The organism is Luteibacter sp. HA06 (genome assembly GCF_054061215.1).
Map to the genome: position 1 here is coordinate 4135026 of NZ_JBSSDZ010000001.1, position 17205 is coordinate 4152230.

A 17205-nucleotide genomic window follows, 5' to 3' on the forward strand; every position below is an offset into this window, starting at 1 on the left:
ATGGACGGTCAATTGTACCGATACATATATATATGTGTGAGGTCAGCCGTCGACGATGCCGGGCATCGGCTGGCCGTCACGGACGAAGGGGAACTTCACCACGCGCACCGGCACTTCGCGACCGCGGATGTCGACGCGGACGTCGCCATGATCACCGACGGGAAGGCGCGCGAAGGCGACCGACTTGCCCAGGGTGGGCGAGAAACCGCCGGAAAGGATTTCACCTTCGCCATTGGCCGCGAGCACTTTCTGGCCGTGGCGGAGCACACCCTTCTCGTCCATGACCAGGCCGACCATCACGCGAGGTACACCCTCCGACTTCTGCTTCTCGAGCGCCTCGCGCCCGATGAAGTCGCGACCTTCGTCCAGCGAGATGGTCCAGGCGAGCGACGCCTCCCAGGGGGTGACGGTCTCATCCATGTCCTGGCCGTAAAGATTCATGCCGGCTTCCAGGCGCAGCGTGTCGCGCGCACCGAGTCCGGCCGGAGCCACGCCGGCCTCACGCAGCAGATTCCACAGCTCGACCACGCGCGTGTTCGGTACCACCACTTCGAAACCGTCCTCACCCGTGTAGCCGGTGCGGGCCAGGAACAGCGGCATGCCGTTCGGGCCTTCGCATTCGATCGCGGCGAACTTGCCGAGCTTGCGCGCCTTCTCACGGATGTCTTCCGGCAGCAGGCCGATCAGCTTCTCGCGGGCGTTCGGGCCCTGCACCGCGACCATGCCGAACTCCGGACGCTCGCGCACCGTGATCCCGAACGCTGCCGCCTGCTTCTCGATCCAGGCCAGGTCCTTCGCACGCGTGGCGGCGTTGACGACCAGGCGGAAGAAGTCCTCACGCAGGAAATAGACGATGAGGTCATCGATGACGCCGCCGGTCTCGTCGAGCATGCAGGTGTAGAGGGCCTTGCCGGACTTCGTCAGCTTGTCGACGTTGTTGGCGACCAGCTTGCGGAGGAACTCGCGGGTGCGCTCGCCGGTCAGGTCGACCACGGTCATGTGGGAGACGTCGAACATGCCGGCGTCCTTGCGCACCGAGTGGTGTTCCTCGATCTGCGAGCCGTAGGCGATCGGCATGTCCCAGCCGCCAAAGTCGACCATGCGGGCACCGAGTTCACGGTGGGAGGCGTTGAGTTCGGTCTTGTCGGTCATCGTCGTACCTTGCAGGGGAATGTCGGCGGGAACAGCCTCGCATTATCGGGCCGCGGAGCCCGTCAGGCCAAGCGCAAACGCAGCATCCGCTTCTGCTAGCCTTCGCCCATGACGACCCCATCCCTGCCCGGTTCGGCCACGCTCACCCGCGATGCGGGTGGTGCACGCCTTGCCCTGACCGGGGACTGGACACTGGTCCATTACATGGAACTGCAGGCCCGGGCGAATGAACTGGCCGGCACGGTGGGTAACGATGTGAGCGTGGATATCCACGCCCTCGGCGCGATGGATACCTCGGGCGCCTTCGTGATCGCCGAGATGCTCGGCAGCCAGCGCACCCAGGCGCTGGCCCAGGACGAATCGCTGCCGCCGGCACGTCGCGCCCTGCTCAAGACCGTCGGCGACGCGATAGACACGTATTGCAAGGGCGTGAAGAAACCGAGGGAAGCCGGCTTCGTGCTCCTGCTCGAACGCATCGGCAAGGGCATGGGTAGTTTCTGGAAACAGACGCTCAAGCTGCTCGGCTTCATCGGCATCACCCTCCAGGGCTTCGCGAGCACCGTACTTATACCGAAGCGCTGGCGGGTGACCGCCCTGGTCTCCCACATCGAACAGACCGGCCTCGACGCGGTGCCGATCCTGGCCCTGCTCTCCTTCATGGTGGGGGCGGTGGTGGCTTTCCTCGGCTCGACCGCACTGGCAAGTTACGGCGCCAGCATCTTCACGGTCGACCTGATCGGCTTTGCTTTCCTTCGCGAGTTCGGCGTGCTGCTCACGGCCATCCTGCTCGCCGGTCGTACCGCCAGCGCCTTCACCGCCCAGATCGGTTCGATGAAGGCGCGCGAGGAGATCGATGCGATCCGCACGCTCGGCCTGGATCCGGTCGAGCTGCTCGTGCTGCCCCGCGTGCTTGCCCTGTTGATCGCACTGCCCCTGCTCACGTTCATTGCCATGATCGCCGGCATCGTTGGCGGCGGCGTGGTCTGCCTGGCCGTGTTGAAGATGTCGCCGTCGATGTTCCTGTCGATGTTGCAGGAGGACATGTCGCTGGCCCAGTTCCTGGTGGGTATCGCCAAGGCACCCGTGTTCGCCTTCATGATCGGGGTGATCGGCTGCATGGAAGGGTTCAAGGTGTCCGGGAGCGCGCAATCGGTGGGCGAGCACACGACCTCGGCGGTGGTCCAGTCGATCTTCGTGGTGATCCTGCTCGATGCGCTCGCCGCACTCTTCTATATGGAGATGGGCTGGTGAACGCACAGACGGTGGCTGCCCCGGCCCGTGAGACGGTCATCGAAGTGCGCGGGCTGATCAACCGGTTCGGCACCCAGACGGTGCACGAGAACCTGGACCTCGACGTCTATCGTGGCGAGATCATCGGCATCGTCGGTGGATCCGGCACCGGTAAGTCGGTGTTGCTGCGCACGATCATCGGCCTGGTCCGGCCGATCGCCGGTGAGGTGCGCGTCTTCGGAGAGAACCTGCTTTCGCTGTCGGACGAACGGCGCTCGCAGGTGGAGCGTCGCTTCGGTGTGCTGTTCCAGAGTGGCGCCCTGTTCTCTTCGCTTACCGTCGCCGAGAACATCGCCCTGCCCCTCATCGAACACGCTGGCCTGCCCCGCATCGACGCGACGCGACTGGCCGGCGTGAAGCTTGCACTTGCCGGCCTGCCGGTAGATGCCGGCCGCAAGTATCCATCGGAACTGTCGGGCGGCATGATCAAACGCGCGGCCCTGGCCCGCGCACTCGCGCTGGATCCGGAGATTCTATTCCTCGACGAGCCAACGGCCGGCCTGGATCCGATCAGTGCTGCCGCCTTCGACAGCCTCATTGTCACCCTGCGCAATGCGCTGGGCCTGACCGTGTTCCTGGTGACGCACGACCTCGACACCCTCTATTCCACCTGCGACCGTGTGGCCGTTCTCTCGCAGAAGCGCGTGCTCGCCGCCGCGCCGATCGAGGAAGTCGCCCGCACCGACGATCCCTGGGTACAGGCTTATTTCAACGGACCGCGCGGTCGCGCGGCCACCTTCGCCGCCCACAAAGGCAAGGACTGACACCATGGAAACGCGCGCGCATCACATCCTGATCGGACTGTTCACCGTCCTCATCGTTATGGCCGGTCTCGGCTTCGGTGTGTGGCTGGCCAAGGCCCACTCGGACCAGGAGTGGAACTACTACGACATTGTCTTCAACGAGGCAGTCACCGGCCTGTCGAAGGGAGGCGCCGTGCAGTACAACGGCATCCGGCTGGGCGACGTGATGCAGCTTCGCCTCGACCCGGAAGATCCCCGCCGCGTACTGGCCCGCGTCCGCGTGAGCGGCGACACCCCGCTACATAAGGACACCCACGCGAAGCTCGCGCTGACCGGCGTCACCGGCGTGGCGATCATCCAGATGTCCGGTGGCACGCCCGGAAGTCCGCTGCTGGTCGGGCATGACGGCGAAGTGCCGGTGATCATCGCCGATCCCTCGCCGCTGGCCCGTCTGCTCGAAAACGGCGAGGACCTCATCACCAATATCAGCCAGGCCGCGGCGCGCGCGAACGATCTCCTCTCGAAAGAGAACGTGCACCGGATCGAGCGCACGCTGGAACACCTGGACCAGACGACAGGCGTGATCGCCGACGAGCGTGAAGACATCCGCGACCTGATCAAGCAGCTCGCCACGGCGACGAAGCAGGCCAACGAGACGCTGGTGGAGAGCAAGACCCTGGTGCACAACGCCAACGGCCTGATCGAAGGCCAGGGCAAGGCCACGCTGGAAAGTGCGCAGCACGCGATGGCGTCGCTGGAACATTCGATGGCCTCGGTGGACCGTTTGCTCAACGACAACAGCGACGCGATCAACGGCGGCGCGGCGAGTCTGGGCGAACTGGCCCCGGCGCTGCGCGAGCTCCGCGACACGCTGACCTCGCTGCGCTCGATCACCCGTCGTCTCGACGAGAATCCCAGCGGCTACCTGTTCGGCCGCGAAAAAGTTAAGGAGTTCACCCCATGAGCCGTGCCCGCCTTGCCGCCCCGCTACTGCTCGTGCTCCTGTCGGCGTGCTCGATCCTGCCCAAGGCCGAGACGCCGAAGGTTTACACCCTGCCGGCCGCGCCCGGCGCACGTCCCGCTGCCGTCACCCCGGTGCCGTGGGCGCTGCGCATCGCCGCCCCCAGCGCGCCGCGCTCGCTCGACAATGTGCGCATCGCCGTGGTGCCGGAGTCCAATCAGATCACCGTGTACGCGGGAGCACGCTGGAGCGACACGACGACCAACCTGTTCCGCGATCGCGTGGCCGATGCCTTTCGCGACAGCGGCCGGGTCGCGGCGCTGAGCACGGACGAGAGCAACCTCGGGGCTGACTTCGAACTGGGTGGAAGCCTTGCCGCGTTCCAGAGCGAATATGCCTCGGGCTCGCCGGAGGTCGTGATCAAGTACGACGCCGTGCTGGCGGCGACGCGCAAGCATCAGATCGTGGGTACGCGGCGGTTCGAGGTGCACGAGCCGGTGAATGGGAAGGATGTGCCGCAGGTGGTGGAGGCGTTTGGGCGGGCTATGGATAAGGTGTCGCGGGAGATCGTGGGGTGGACGCTGGAGACCGCCAGCGCCAGGTAATCTGGCCGCGCTCTCGCGCGGATCGCCGCTGAAGCGGCTCCCACAGCGGGGCGAAAGTATCGCCGCTGAAGCGGCTCCCACATTGGGGCGAAAGCATCGCCGCTGAAGCGGCCCCTACAGGGGGGGAGGGGGGGAGACCTGCGCCGCTCTTTGTGGGAGCCGATTCATCGGCGATGCTTTTAAACAGGCTCGACGGGATACACCGGCTCGGCATCCATCGACGACGCACAAACCGCCGCCAACTCCAGCAACCTCAGATCCGAACCGCGCGCACCCACCAGCTGCATGCCAATCGGCATGCCGTTCGGTAGCGTGCCCATCGGGATACTCACCGACGGACAACCGGCAAGGCTGGCGAAACTGCACAGGTCTGCCTGCGAGTTCGGCACCGGCCCGTCGAGCGGGAACGCACCCTGTGGCGTCGTCGGCATCACCAGCACATCGACCTGGGCAAACAGCCGGCGCATCTTCAGCGTCGCGTCGTCGAGCACGCGATCGACAGCGACGTAATCAGCGGCTGACTTGCGCGCTGCGAAGTCCACCATCTGCCGGAACCCTGGCGAAACCGGGTACGCCTCGTCCGCCAGTTCATCGGCGAACGTGTTGAGCATCTCGGCTTCCATCAGCAGAAGACCGGCGCGGCGGGTCCGGGCGAAATCCCAGTCGGAGAAATCGACGGACCGGCGCTCACCGAGCTCGCCATTGAGCTTGCTCAGCGCCTCCTCGAACACATCAATCACGTCGCGTTCCACACCCACGGCGGCCAGATCCGGCAGGAAGCCCGCCCGGAGGTTGCCCGGTTCCCAGTCTGGCGGCGAAAACGCCACGCGGCGGCGGCGGGACCGCGCGTCGTCGGCGTCGTAGCCCGCCAGCGTCTGCAGCAGCACGGTGAGATCGTCGACGCCACGTGCCAGCAGTCCGACGGCATCGAGGCGGCGAGCCGCCGGGACCAGACCACGCGCGGAAATCTCGCCGTGGGTCGGCTTCAGCGCATAGACGCCGCAGTAGCTGGCCGGAACACGGATCGAACCCAGGGTGTCCGAGCCGATCGCCGCCACGGCCATGCCGGAGGCGACGGCCGCAGCGGCACCGCCTGACGAGCCGCCGGCGGTGTAGCCCAGACGATGCGGATTGTGCGTTGCGCCATGAAACGGATTATTCGTGGTGAGCCCAAGCGCACCTTCGTCCATGTTCGTTTTGCCGAGCAGCACGGCGCCCGAGGCCCGCAGGCGCGTAACGATGTGCGCGTCCTGGGCTGGAACGACGCTGCGCCGCCGCATACCGGCAAGCGTGGGCGTGCCGGCGACGTCGAAGTTGTCCTTGATCGCGATGGGAATGCCGTCGAGGCGCCCGATCACGCCGTCGCGACGGCGCCGGTCGGCAGCCAGGGACTGCTCCTGGATGAGGGACACGCTGAAATCCGCATAGGCATTGATCCGCGGATTAAGGCGCTCGATCGCGTTCTGGTAAACGTCCGAGAGGGCCTGCGGCTGGACTCTCCCTATCGCCAGCCAGTGCAGCATCTGCAGCAGCGTGGCGCGTCGCATGTCGGTGTCGGCCACCGGCGGCATCGTATTCATGAACTCTCCTTGCGCATGGGTCGATTATGAACGCGGAATGTGAAGCTCACGCAACCCGGCTCGTTTCAAACGACCATTTGCCCGCGCGCAGACGAAGCCGGACAATGCCAGGTTGATCCCTGTAGCCAGCCAAGATTGAGTGAGCCAGCCATGAGCGAACGCGAAACCATGGAATACGACCTCGTCGTCGTCGGAGCCGGCCCCGCCGGCCTGGCGTTCGCGATGCGTACGAAACAGCTCAATCCGGAGATCACCGTCTGCGTGATCGAGAAGGCCTCGACCATCGGCGCGCAGATCCTGTCTGGCGCGGTGATCGAGACCGCGCCGCTGGACCGCCTGCTCCCCGAATGGCGCAACAGCCCGCCGCCGGTCTGCGTGCCGGTGACGAAGGACGAATTCTGGTTGCTGCGCGACCACGCCTCGGGCACCAAGCTCCCGGTGACACCGCCGCAGATGAACAACCACGGCAACGTCATTGTCAGCCTCGGCGCGCTGTGCGCGTGGCTCGCCCCACAAGCCGAGGCGCTTGGGGTGGACGTGTTCCCCGGCTATGCCGCTGCCGAGGCCCTGTTCGACGAAGCCGGCGCCGTAAATGGCGTGCGCATCGGCGACATGGGCGTGGCGCGCGACGGCACGCATAAGCCGGGCTACACCGAAGGCATCGACATCCGGGCGAAGGTCACCGTGCTGGCCGAAGGCTGCCGCGGACACATCAGCAAGGCGCTGATCAAACATTTCGACCTGGACAAGGACAGCGATCCGCAGACCTACGGCATCGGCATCAAGGAACTCTGGCAGCTGCCGCCGGGCCGCGGCGAAGCGGGCAAGGTGGTGCACACCGCCGGCTGGCCGCTGGCCAACGACACCTACGGCGGCAGCTTCCTGTATCACCTGGACAAGGATCGCGTGGCGGTCGGCTTCGTCGTCGGCCTCGACTATCCGGATCCGAAGTTCTCACCGTTCGAGGCCTTCCAGCAGTTCAAGCACCACCCGAACGTGAAGGGCCTGCTCGAGGGCGGCACGATTCTTTCCGCCGGCGCGCGCGCGATTGTCGAGGGCGGCTTCCAGTCGCTGCCGAAGGTAGAGATGCCCGGCGCGATCCTGATCGGCGACTCCGCCGGTCTGGTCAACGTGCCCAAGATCAAGGGCACCCACCAGGCGATTGCCTCGGGCATGCTCGCTGCGGAACACCTGGTTGCCAGCACGCTGAATCCCGCTGGCTGGGATGCGAAGCTGCGCGCCTCGGCGGTGATGAGCGAGCTGAAGAAGGTGCGCAACATCCGTCCCGGCTTCAATCGTGGTCTGTGGTTCGGCCTGATCAACGCCGCATGGGAAACCGTGACTGGCGGACGTTCGCCGTGGACGATGACGAACCACGCGGACTGGTCGTCGCTGGACAAGCTGGGCCAGTACGAAGCGCCGACGAAAGATTACGTGGACCGCACCCTTGCACCTCGCGATCGCCTGGCCAGCGTGTACTTCGCGGCGACCGAGCATGATGAAGACCAGCCGGTGCATTTGAAGGTATTGGATACCTCCATCTGTATCGACCGCTGCACCACTGAGTATGGCAATCCTTGCGAGAAGTTTTGTCCGGCGGGTGTTTACGAGATCGTCCAGGACGATGCCGGTAAGCGGCTGCAGATCAACTCGGCGAACTGCGTGCATTGCAAGACGTGCGACATCAAGGATCCGTACCAGATCATTACCTGGGTGACGCCGGAAGGCGGCTCGGGTCCGAATTACCAGAATCTTTGATGGATATCAGGTGGAAACTCCGGCGTATGGCGCACGTCGCCCGACGGATCGGTGGCAGCGTAGCTGTACGTGGCTGGCGGGCGACCTTTCGCCGCGCGCTCGCCGGACGGTCCGGATTGCGCGACGCGCCGGATGACAAAGGCGGACCGATCGTCGTTGCGTCAGTACCAGCGCACGGACCGGCAAAACGTGTCCTCGTCATCGATACGATGACCCCGGATCCGAATCGCGACTCCGGATCCATGCGCCTCTGCCAGATGTTCGCGCTGCTGCATTCCGACGGATGGACGATCGACTTCATCGCGGACGACGATGACGCATCTCAGCGTGATATGCGGCGCCTCGCGGCGATCGGGGTGAACGTGCATCGCGGTCGCCCTCGTTCCTTACTGGTGGAACGAGGGGCCACCATCGATGCGGCCATTCTGTGTCGGCTGCCGATCGCCGACCAATACATCGATCTGGTCAGGGAACATGCGCCGCGCGCCCGCATCTTGTTCGACACTGTCGACCTGCATTTCGTACGCGAACAACGTGGTGCAGAACTGACCGGAAATGCGTCGCTCGCGCGGCAGGCCGCCCGCTCCCGGAAGCGCGAGCTGGCCATGGTGACCCGAGCTGACGTCACGCTCGTGGTTAGCGCCGACGAACAGGCTATCCTCGCTCGCGAAGCGCCCCAATCGTCCGTGGGGGTCGTCAGTAATATTCACGACATCCTCGGCAGGACCGCGCCATTCTCGTCTCGTACTGGCCTCATTTTCGTCGGAGGGTTCGGACATCCACCTAACGAGGATGCCGTACGCTGGTTCGCGGACAATGTGCTGCCTCAACTTCGCGCACGAGACTCGACGCTGGTATTGCATGTCGTCGGCGATATCGATGACGAAGCGCGACACTCGATCGAGCGAGAGGGTGTGGTCGTGCACGGCCGCGTGGCGGATCTGGCTCCGTTGCTCGCGCAGGCACGCCTCTCGGTTGCACCGCTACGCTTTGGCGCGGGCGTGAAAGGCAAGGTCAACCAGGCCATGAGCCATGGGCTTCCTGTTGTCCTCACCTCGATCGCTGCTGAGGGGATGTATATCCGGGACGGCGTCGACGCACTGGTGGCCGACGACGCCACGGACATGGCGAATGCGATCTCGCAGGCTTACCAGGACGAGGCCCTGTGGCTGCGCCTGTCCGAGGGAGGGCTGGAGAACGTTCGCGAGCACTTTTCGGTCAGCCGGGCCCGCGACGCCCTTCGTCTCGCCCTGACCCCGGCGTCCTGAGCGGCGCCCGGACGGGTTCTGGCCTCCTCCAAGGACCCGGCAACGGTTCAGTGAGGCGCCCTCACGCACGCTATAATCCCTGGTCAACTCGTTCATGTGACTGGGTCGCTCGCGACCTTCAGCTACAACCCCAAGGAAACGCAGATGAAGATTCTGGTCGGCTACAAGCGCGTCGTGGACTACAACGTCCGCATCCAGGTGAAGCCTGACGGCACTGGCGTGGTCACGGATGGCGTCAAGCTCTCCGCCAACCCGTTCGACGATATCGCCCTCGAAGAGGCCCTGCGTCTGCGCGAGAAGGGCGTGGCCGAGGAAGTCATCGTGGTCGGCATCGGTCCGGCCGACCTCACGGCCCACCTGCGCAACGGCCTGGCCATGGGCGCCAACCGCGCCATTCACGTCCAAACCGCCGACGCCGTCTCGCCACTGACCGCCGCCCGCACCTTTCTCAAGCTCATTGAGAAAGAGCAGCCGGGCCTGGTGATCCTTGGCAAGCAGGCCATCGACGATGACGCCAACCAGACCGGCCAGATGCTGGCGGCGCTGTGGGACCGCCCGCAGGCGACCTTCGCCAGCAAGGTGGAAATCGCCGACGGCAAGGCCACGGTGACCCGCGAAGTCGACGCCGGCCTCGAGACCATCGAAGCCGATCTCCCAGCCGTGATCACCACCGATCTGCGCCTGAACGAGCCGCGCTTCATCAAGCTGCCGGACATCATGAAGGCCAAGGCCAAGCCGATCGACGTGATCGAGCTGGGTTCGCTTGGTATCGATGCCGCTGACCACATCAAGACCACGCACTACGCCGCCCCGGCCAAGCGCACCAAGGGTGTGATGGTCAAGGACGCCGCCGAGCTCGTCGCGGCCCTCAAGCAGAAGGGCCTGCTGTAAAGCAGCCGACCGGAGAATTCCTATGTCCAAGATCCTCGTTATCGCCGAACACCTCGATGGCAAGCTCAACGGCGCCACGGCTCGTGCCGTCAGCGCTGCCGTGGCCGCCAAGCCGGAGTCCATCGACGTCATCGTGCTGTCCGACGCGCCTGACGCGGTCGCCGCCGAAGCCGCGAAGATCGCCGGTGTCAGCAAGGTGCTCACCGTGGCTCGTGCCGAAAATGCACACGCCCTGGCAGCCATCCTCGCGCCGCAGATCGCCAAGGCCGCCGCCGGCTACTCGCACGTCTTCGCCCCCTCGACCACCTTCGGCAAGGACCTCGCCCCGCGCGTGGCCGCCCTGCTCGGCGTGTCGCAGGTCAGCGACGTAATGAGCGTCGAAGGCGCACACAGCTTCAAGCGCCCGATTTACGCCGGCAATGCCATCGTCACGGTGGAAGTGGACGCCGCCTCGATCGTCGTCGCCACGATTCGCACGGCCTCCTGGCCCGCGGCCGCGTCGACCGGCTCCGCGCCCGTCGAGGCCCTGACCATCGATGCCACCCTGCCCTCCCACACGCGCTTCGTGAACCTGCAGCAGGGCAAGAGCGACCGCCCGGACCTGCAGGGCGCAGCAAAGGTCGTCAGCGGCGGCCGTGGCGTGGGCTCGAAGGAAAACTTCGACATCATCTACAAGTTCGCCGACAAGATCGGTGCCGGCGTGGGTGCTTCGCGCGCTGCCGTCGATGCGGGCTACTGCCCGAACGAGATGCAAGTTGGCCAGACGGGCAAGATCATTGCGCCGGAGCTTTACATGGCTATCGGTATCTCGGGGGCCATCCAGCATCTGACGGGCATCAAGGATGCGGGCACGATCGTCGCCATCAACAAGGACGGCGAGGCGCCGATCTTCGAGATTGCCGACATCGGTCTGGTGGGGGATCTGTTTAAGATTCTCCCTGAGCTCGAGCAGGCGCTCTGACCATGACGGGCCCGTCCAACGAAATGCCCTGCTTCAAGGCCTACGACGTTCGCGGCCGCGTTCCCGATGAGTTGAACGAGGACGTCGCATACCGTATCGGTCGCGCCACGGCGGACGTGCTTGGCGAGGGTCCCGTCGTCCTCGGCCGTGACATCCGCCTCACCAGCAAGGCCCTGCAGGACGCGCTGGCTTCCGGACTGAACGACGCCGGCCGTGATGTCATCGATATCGGCCTGTGCGGTACCGAAGAAGTCTATTTCGCGACGCCGCATCTCAATGCCGCCGGCGGCATCATGGTGACGGCCAGCCACAATCCGATGGACTACAACGGGCTGAAGCTGGTGCGCGAGGGCTCCCGTCCGATCAGTGGCGACACCGGCCTCTTCGCCATTCGCGATGCGGCTATCGCGAACGTCTTCACGTCGGGTGCAAAATCGGGCGGCATCCGCCAGGAAACATCCAAGGCTGCCTTCGTCGAGCATCTGCTTTCCTACATCGATCGCTCTAAGTTGAAGCCGCTCAAGGTAGTCGTCAACGCGGGCAATGGCGGTGCCGGACTGGTCGTCGATCAGCTCGCGCCACACCTGCCGCTGGAATTCATCCGGGTGAACCATGAGCCGGACGGCAGCTTCCCGAACGGAATTCCCAATCCGCTGCTTCCCGAGAACCGCAGCGCCACGGCAGATGCAGTACGTGCCCATGGCGCCGATCTGGGAATCGCGTGGGATGGCGATTTCGACCGCTGCTTCTTCTTCGATGCAGACGGCCGATTCATCGAGGGCTATTACCTCGTCGGCCTTCTCGCGAAGGCGGCGCTGGTCCGGCATCCGGGCGGCAAGATCATCCATGACCCCCGCCTGACCTGGAACACGATCGAGATGGTGCAGGAAGCCGGTGGCGTGCCGATCCAGAGCAAGACCGGTCATGCCTTCATCAAGGAGCGCATGCGCGCCGAGAACGCCATCTATGGCGGCGAGATGAGCGCCCATCATTATTTCCGTGAGTTCAATTACTGCGACTCCGGCATGATTCCCTGGCTGCTCATTGCCGAACTGGTTTCGACCTCCGGCCTGTCTCTCGCTGAACTGGTCGAAGACCGCATGCGCGCGTTCCCGTGCAGCGGCGAGATCAATTTCCGGGTGGACGACGCAGCTGCCGCAGTGAAGCGCGTTAATGATCACTTCGCCTCGAAGAATCCAGTTATCGATCGCACCGATGGCACCAGCGCCGACTTCGGCAGCTGGCGCTACAACCTGCGCAGCTCGAATACCGAACCTTTGCTCCGACTCAACGTGGAATCGCGCGGCGACGAAGCGCTGATGAACGATCGCACACGCGAGATCGCCGATCTGATCGGCACCCCGGGCCAACATTGAGAGACCGATAGCCATGAATATTCTTCCCGTGATCCTCTCCGGTGGTTCGGGCACGCGCCTCTGGCCGTTGTCGCGCGAGGCGTACCCGAAGCAGTTCCTCCCGCTTGTGGGCGACGACACGATGCTGCAGGCGACGTGGAAGCGCGTCGCTCCCATCGCGGCTCGCCGACCCATCGTCGTGGCCAACCAGGAACATCGTTTCATGGTGGCCGAGCAGTTGCTCGAAGTCGGCGCACAGCCGGAGTCGATCATCCTCGAACCGACAGGACGTAACACCGCACCGGCTATTGCTATCGCCGCACTTGAAGCGCTCGCCGGCGGCGAGGATGCCCTGCTGTTGGTGCTGCCGTCCGACCATGTCGTGACCAATGACATCGCATTTCACGAAGCCGCACGCAAGGCCGCTGTGAGCGCCAGCGAAGGCAAGCTGGTGACGTTCGGCATTGTTCCGACAGGCCCTGAAACCGGCTACGGCTACATCAAGGCCGCCCCGGGCGAAGGAGCACGTGCGGTCGAGCGCTTCGTCGAAAAGCCCGACCAGGCCACGGCCGAGGGTTACGTCGCCTCGGGCGAGTACTACTGGAACAGCGGCATGTTCCTGTTCAAGGCGAGTGTCTATCTCGACGTGCTCGGCCGTTTCCAGCCCGAGATGCTCGCAGCGTGCCGACGTGCCCTCGAGCTGGCCAAGCGCGACGAGGACTTCATCCGCCTCGACGCCGAAGCCTTCGCCTCATCGCCCTCGGATTCCATCGACTACGCCGTGATGGAGAAGACCGATGCCGCCGCTGTCGTGCCCCTCGATGCTGGCTGGAGCGATGTTGGCTCCTGGTCCGCACTGTGGGAGGCAAATCCCCAGGATGCCGACGGCAACTCGCATCACGGTGATGTCATCGCGATCGACTGCCACGGCACCTACGCGCATGGCCAACGCCTCATTGCGATGATCGGCCTCGATGACGTCATCGTCGTCGATACGGACGATGCGATTTTGGTTGGCGCAAAGTCACGCATCCAGGAAGTGAAGCAGATCGTTCAGCAGCTCAAGAGCGAAGGACGTCCGCAGGTGAAGTGGCACCGCAAGGTGTATCGCCCTTGGGGTGCGTATGACTCCATCGACAACGGCGACCGCTTCCAGGTAAAGCGCATCACGGTGAAGCCCGGCGGCACGCTCAGCCTCCAGATGCATCACCACCGTGCGGAGCACTGGATCGTGGTTAGCGGCACAGCCGAGGTCACCTGTGGCGAGAAGGTCATCCTGCTCACCGAGAACCAGAGCACGTATATTCCGCTCGGCGTCACGCATCGCCTGCGCAACCCGGGTCGTCTGCCGCTCGAACTGATCGAAGTGCAGTCCGGCAGCTACCTCGGCGAGGACGACATCGTTCGCTTCGAGGATATGTACGGTCGCACGCAGTAACGTGATGAAGGTTCATTCGACTTTTTTTCGCCAGGCGGCGAGTTTCGGCGTGGTGGGACTGCTGCAAATCGTCATCGATTGGATGACGTTCGTGGTCCTTACGTTCGCCGGTGCGCCCGCTGCACCGGCCAATGTGTCCGGCCGCATTCTCGGTGCATGCATTGGCTACTGGCTAAATGGAAAATGGACGTTTGCGGAGGGGGGAAAGCCGTCCCTGTCACGCAAATCCCTCCTTCGTTACCTGGCTACCTGGATCGTGACCACAGCTATCAGCACGCTCGTCGTCCTGCTCGTCGATCGCGCCCAGGGCCTGCACTGGGCATGGATGGTCAAGCCCGTGTCCGATGCGACTCTTGCCGCGCTGGGGTTCGCCGTCTCCAAGTTCTGGATTTATCGCAAGCCCGAAGGATCGAGGTCACCCACATGAAGCCCACTCCGCGGATCGCCGTCGTCATCCCGGCGTATAAAGTCACGGCGCACATTGTCGACGTGGTGACATCACTAGGTCCGGACGTCGACATGATTTACGTCGTCGACGACGCATGCCCCGAAGGCTCCGGCAAGCTGGTCGAAGCGCAGGTCAGCGATCCCCGCGTGCGCGTCGTGTTCCATGAGCAAAACCAGGGCGTGGGCGGCGCGGTGATGACCGGCTATATGGCCGCCGTCGAGGCCGGCGCGGACATCCTGGTGAAGATGGACGGCGACGGCCAAATGGATGCAGCGCTGATCGGCTCCTTCGTCAAGCCCATTGTGCGCGGCCATGCCGACTACGCCAAGGGCAACCGCTTCTACAATCTGGACAATATCCACCGCATGCCGGCGATCCGTATCTTCGGCAATGCAGTCCTGTCGTTCATGACCAAGCTGTCTACTGGTTACTGGGATCTTTTCGATCCGACGAATGGCTACACGGCCATCCATCGCGATGCCGTACTCGCCCTCCCCCTGCACCGAGTCAGCAAGCGCTATTTCTTCGAAACAGATCTTCTGTTCCGCCTCGGAACCATTCGCGCCAAGGTGGTCGACGTGCCGATGGATGCTTTCTACGGCGATGAAGTGAGCAACCTGAAGATCTCCAAGATTCTTGGCGAGTTCGTTGGCAAGCATTTACGCAATACGGGTAAGCGGATCTTCTACAACTACTTCCTGCGCGACATGTCAATCGCTTCGCTGGAGCTGGTTTTCGGCACGCTGATCTTCACGTTCGGCCTGGTGTTTGGCGGGTACCACTGGATCCATTCCTACGTGAAGCACGTCGCCACCCCTACCGGTACGGTAATGATCGCAGCGCTTTCGGTCCTGGCCGGCCTTCAGTTGATTCTTGCTTTCCTGAGCTTCGACTTTGCGAACGTGCCGAAGCGGGCGCTCCAGCAGGTACGCCGGTCCGCACCGATGCACCTGGACGACTGACGCTCTTGGCGGGCGCGCCTACCGGACGTGCACGGGCCTGGGAAGCGCGCACAAGCGGATAGCCCCGACATTTTGGCACCTGTAACGATCGCTAACGGGATAAGCCGTCGTGACGGTCACTAACCAGTCCGCCTCGGGATACCGCTGCTCGATGTCGTCGACGGGCGTGGTATCCGGTCGATAGTCGACCAGCGGCGTGTCGCGGAGGAAGAAGAGGAACTTGTCCACGTCACCCGCTTGCGGTCCCACGACGACAAGCTTTCGTACCGCGGCCGGGCCGATGATCTGTTCGACAGCGACCGAATCGCGTCCGTCGGTCGCGCCGTTGCGGAAGGCCGATTTCTGGATGGACGCCGTTTCCACCGTCGCTTCCAGTGAAACGAAGGCGAGAACGATCAGCAGGGCCTTCCCGCCGTAGCCTCTCCACGCCGTCCACAAGCCCGCCACCACCAGCAAGGCGAGACCGACAGGAAAGGCGGCACCGGCGAAGACGAAGCCCCACTCTGGGCCATCGCTGACGTGGGAGAGGTTGAGATAGGGTGCATACGTCGGTGCCCGGAACCAGAGCCACCCGGCGCCACCGAGGACGAAGACCGACGCGATCGCCGCGCCGTTCACTCGCAGCTTGTACCGACCCAGCATGGCGACGAAGCCGACCCAGAGTGGAAACAGGAACATGTAGTAACGCGTGTGCACGCGGCCGCTCTCGCCGGCGAGCACCGTGAACAGAACGGCGATGCCGATCAGGATGGGTGTGGCAATGAGCAGGAAGCGAGCAAAAGCACGGTGTTCGGCGGGGACGGCTACCTCGTCGCGAATGAGGCGCCAGCGCGGAAACACCTGACCAACGACGAACACGGCAGCCACGCCGAAGCAGGCGCAAAACATGGCCACGTGCGGTGCAGCTACATGCGCGAGGTCCAGCACCAGGCCGAAGGGGCCATCGGCATAGCTCGCCAGGCGTTCCGACAAGCCTCGAAGCATGCCCTCATAGACGCCGAGGTCGTGGGGCCCGGGGGGTGACAGCCTGGGAATCAGCTTGCTCAGAATCACGAAGCCAACCGCGAATCCGCCGAGCACGGCGCGGCTCGCACGCCAGCGATTTGCGAGGGTGAGTGCGAACAGAAGGAACACGACGAGCGCGAACAACGCATGCGGCTTCACGTAGTACATGGCAGCCAGCACGAAGCCAGCCGCCGCCATGCGAACGAGGGAGCCTCGGAGGCCGCCATCGATCAGCACGAGCGTCGCCACGAGGAACATGCCCGTGTACATCGCTTCCGGCATGAAATATTTCGTGTACGTGGACAGCGGCAGCGCCACGAGTGCGAGTCCGAAGGCGGACAAATGACCCGTCGTCGTCATACGGAGCCGCCGAACGAGCGTCCATGTCGCGGCACAGCCCATTGCCCAGAATCCGACATTGATCAGCTGAGCGATGTCATAGGCATTGAGCCCACCATGCGCAGCTGGCCTGAATACCAGTGCGAACAGGCGGTTCGGCATGGGCGGTGCCACACCGTGCTGCAACATCCACGCATGATCGATGGTCGCGTCGGCCCAGACCTTGTAGAGGTACTCGTCGTGAAAGACCACGGCGTTGTCGATGAAGAGGTTCTTCGCCACGAGCGCAAAAGCGCTGAGAGCGAGGGCGAGCATGGCGAGGACATCAACCAGGGGGGCGGTCCGCGGCAAGGGCTTGGGAATCGATTCCCTGATCATGAAGGCTCCGTGTAACATGATGCGTGCAGGCGACGTGAGCGAAGCCAGCTTAACCTCTCAATGCTGCCCTT

At 64.1% G+C, this 17205-nt stretch carries 15 protein-coding genes; 12 read left to right on the forward strand and 3 right to left on the reverse strand.

Annotation, left to right across the window (positions count from 1 at the left end; translation table 11 throughout):
- Positions 1–42: 42 nt before the first annotated feature.
- Positions 43–1152 carry a glycine cleavage system aminomethyltransferase GcvT gene (gene gcvT / locus ACVWWJ_RS19125; protein ID WP_159896414.1) on the reverse strand — a complete coding sequence of 370 codons (1110 nt, stop codon included), beginning with the start codon at positions 1150–1152 and terminating at the stop codon, positions 43–45.
- Positions 1153–1260: 108 nt separating this feature from the next.
- Between gcvT and ACVWWJ_RS19130 the strand changes: the two genes are divergently transcribed.
- Genes ACVWWJ_RS19130 through ACVWWJ_RS19145 form a run of 4 tightly spaced genes read left to right on the forward strand, consistent with a single transcriptional unit; the run spans position 1261 to position 4751 of the window.
- Positions 1261–2403, forward strand: coding sequence for an MlaE family ABC transporter permease (locus tag ACVWWJ_RS19130; protein WP_456969083.1), 1143 nt, complete (start codon positions 1261–1263; stop codon positions 2401–2403).
- A complete protein-coding gene (locus ACVWWJ_RS19135; protein WP_456969740.1) occupies positions 2397–3206 on the forward strand; it encodes an ABC transporter ATP-binding protein in 810 nt (269 codons plus the stop codon). The genes ACVWWJ_RS19130 and ACVWWJ_RS19135 overlap by 7 nt, the downstream gene beginning before the upstream one ends.
- Positions 3207–3210: 4 nt before the next feature.
- The gene (locus ACVWWJ_RS19140) at positions 3211–4149 is read left to right on the forward strand and encodes an MlaD family protein (protein WP_159896412.1); all 939 of its coding nucleotides are present in this window, start codon (positions 3211–3213) and stop codon (positions 4147–4149) included.
- On the forward strand, positions 4146–4751 hold the full coding sequence (locus ACVWWJ_RS19145) for an ABC-type transport auxiliary lipoprotein family protein (RefSeq protein WP_456969084.1): 606 nt from the start codon (positions 4146–4148) through the stop codon (positions 4749–4751). The genes ACVWWJ_RS19140 and ACVWWJ_RS19145 overlap by 4 nt, the downstream gene beginning before the upstream one ends.
- Positions 4752–4930: 179 nt before the next feature.
- Here ACVWWJ_RS19145 and ACVWWJ_RS19150 read toward each other — a convergent pair whose 3' ends face one another.
- Complete coding sequence (locus tag ACVWWJ_RS19150) at positions 4931–6331, reverse strand: amidase (protein ID WP_456969085.1); 1401 nt, start codon at positions 6329–6331, stop codon at positions 4931–4933.
- Between the two features lie 150 nt (positions 6332–6481).
- Between ACVWWJ_RS19150 and ACVWWJ_RS19155 the strand changes: the two genes are divergently transcribed.
- From ACVWWJ_RS19155 to ACVWWJ_RS19190, 8 genes are all read left to right on the forward strand, one after another.
- Positions 6482–8089: an electron transfer flavoprotein-ubiquinone oxidoreductase gene (locus ACVWWJ_RS19155; protein ID WP_456969086.1), complete on the forward strand. Its 1608-nt coding sequence runs from the start codon at positions 6482–6484 to the stop codon at positions 8087–8089.
- Between the two features lie 26 nt (positions 8090–8115).
- Positions 8116–9357: a glycosyltransferase gene (locus ACVWWJ_RS19160; RefSeq protein WP_456969088.1), complete on the forward strand. Its 1242-nt coding sequence runs from the start codon at positions 8116–8118 to the stop codon at positions 9355–9357.
- A 144-nt stretch (positions 9358–9501) separates the two neighbouring features.
- On the forward strand, positions 9502–10248 hold the full coding sequence (locus ACVWWJ_RS19165) for an electron transfer flavoprotein subunit beta/FixA family protein (protein WP_107912800.1): 747 nt from the start codon (positions 9502–9504) through the stop codon (positions 10246–10248).
- Positions 10249–10270: 22 nt separating this feature from the next.
- Positions 10271–11209 carry an electron transfer flavoprotein subunit alpha/FixB family protein gene (locus ACVWWJ_RS19170; RefSeq protein ID WP_456969089.1) on the forward strand — a complete coding sequence of 313 codons (939 nt, stop codon included), beginning with the start codon at positions 10271–10273 and terminating at the stop codon, positions 11207–11209.
- A 2-nt stretch (positions 11210–11211) separates the two neighbouring features.
- Positions 11212–12585, forward strand: a complete 1374-nt coding sequence (locus ACVWWJ_RS19175; protein ID WP_456969090.1) for a phosphomannomutase — start codon at positions 11212–11214, stop codon at positions 12583–12585.
- A gap of 13 nt (positions 12586–12598) precedes the next feature.
- Entirely contained in the window at positions 12599–14002 is a 1404-nt protein-coding gene (locus ACVWWJ_RS19180; RefSeq protein ID WP_456969091.1) for a mannose-1-phosphate guanylyltransferase/mannose-6-phosphate isomerase, read from the forward strand.
- Between the two features lie 4 nt (positions 14003–14006).
- A complete protein-coding gene (locus tag ACVWWJ_RS19185) occupies positions 14007–14429 on the forward strand; it encodes a GtrA family protein (RefSeq protein ID WP_456969092.1) in 423 nt (140 codons plus the stop codon).
- Positions 14426–15412 (forward strand): glycosyltransferase family 2 protein, encoded by a 987-nt coding sequence (locus ACVWWJ_RS19190; protein WP_456969093.1) that lies wholly within the window; start codon positions 14426–14428, stop codon positions 15410–15412. The genes ACVWWJ_RS19185 and ACVWWJ_RS19190 overlap by 4 nt, the downstream gene beginning before the upstream one ends.
- A gap of 18 nt (positions 15413–15430) precedes the next feature.
- Here ACVWWJ_RS19190 and ACVWWJ_RS19195 read toward each other — a convergent pair whose 3' ends face one another.
- A complete protein-coding gene (locus ACVWWJ_RS19195; protein ID WP_456969094.1) occupies positions 15431–17134 on the reverse strand; it encodes a hypothetical protein in 1704 nt (567 codons plus the stop codon).
- Positions 17135–17205 lie beyond the last annotated feature (71 nt).

Coding starts and splice junctions, on each gene's coding strand:
- ACVWWJ_RS19140 (WP_159896412.1), top strand. CDS start 3,211: ATGGAAACGCGCGCGCATCACATCCTGATCGGACTGTTCACCGTCCTC.
- ACVWWJ_RS19145 (WP_456969084.1), top strand. CDS start 4,146: ATGAGCCGTGCCCGCCTTGCCGCCCCGCTACTGCTCGTGCTCCTGTCG.
- ACVWWJ_RS19175 (WP_456969090.1), top strand. CDS start 11,212: ATGACGGGCCCGTCCAACGAAATGCCCTGCTTCAAGGCCTACGACGTT.
- ACVWWJ_RS19165 (WP_107912800.1), top strand. CDS start 9,502: ATGAAGATTCTGGTCGGCTACAAGCGCGTCGTGGACTACAACGTCCGC.
- ACVWWJ_RS19130 (WP_456969083.1), top strand. CDS start 1,261: ATGACGACCCCATCCCTGCCCGGTTCGGCCACGCTCACCCGCGATGCG.
- ACVWWJ_RS19155 (WP_456969086.1), top strand. CDS start 6,482: ATGAGCGAACGCGAAACCATGGAATACGACCTCGTCGTCGTCGGAGCC.
- ACVWWJ_RS19160 (WP_456969088.1), top strand. CDS start 8,116: ATGGCGCACGTCGCCCGACGGATCGGTGGCAGCGTAGCTGTACGTGGC.
- ACVWWJ_RS19170 (WP_456969089.1), top strand. CDS start 10,271: ATGTCCAAGATCCTCGTTATCGCCGAACACCTCGATGGCAAGCTCAAC.
- gcvT (WP_159896414.1), bottom strand. CDS start 1,152: ATGACCGACAAGACCGAACTCAACGCCTCCCACCGTGAACTCGGTGCC.
- ACVWWJ_RS19195 (WP_456969094.1), bottom strand. CDS start 17,134: ATGATCAGGGAATCGATTCCCAAGCCCTTGCCGCGGACCGCCCCCCTG.
- ACVWWJ_RS19180 (WP_456969091.1), top strand. CDS start 12,599: ATGAATATTCTTCCCGTGATCCTCTCCGGTGGTTCGGGCACGCGCCTC.
- ACVWWJ_RS19150 (WP_456969085.1), bottom strand. CDS start 6,331: ATGAATACGATGCCGCCGGTGGCCGACACCGACATGCGACGCGCCACG.
- ACVWWJ_RS19190 (WP_456969093.1), top strand. CDS start 14,426: ATGAAGCCCACTCCGCGGATCGCCGTCGTCATCCCGGCGTATAAAGTC.
- ACVWWJ_RS19185 (WP_456969092.1), top strand. CDS start 14,007: ATGAAGGTTCATTCGACTTTTTTTCGCCAGGCGGCGAGTTTCGGCGTG.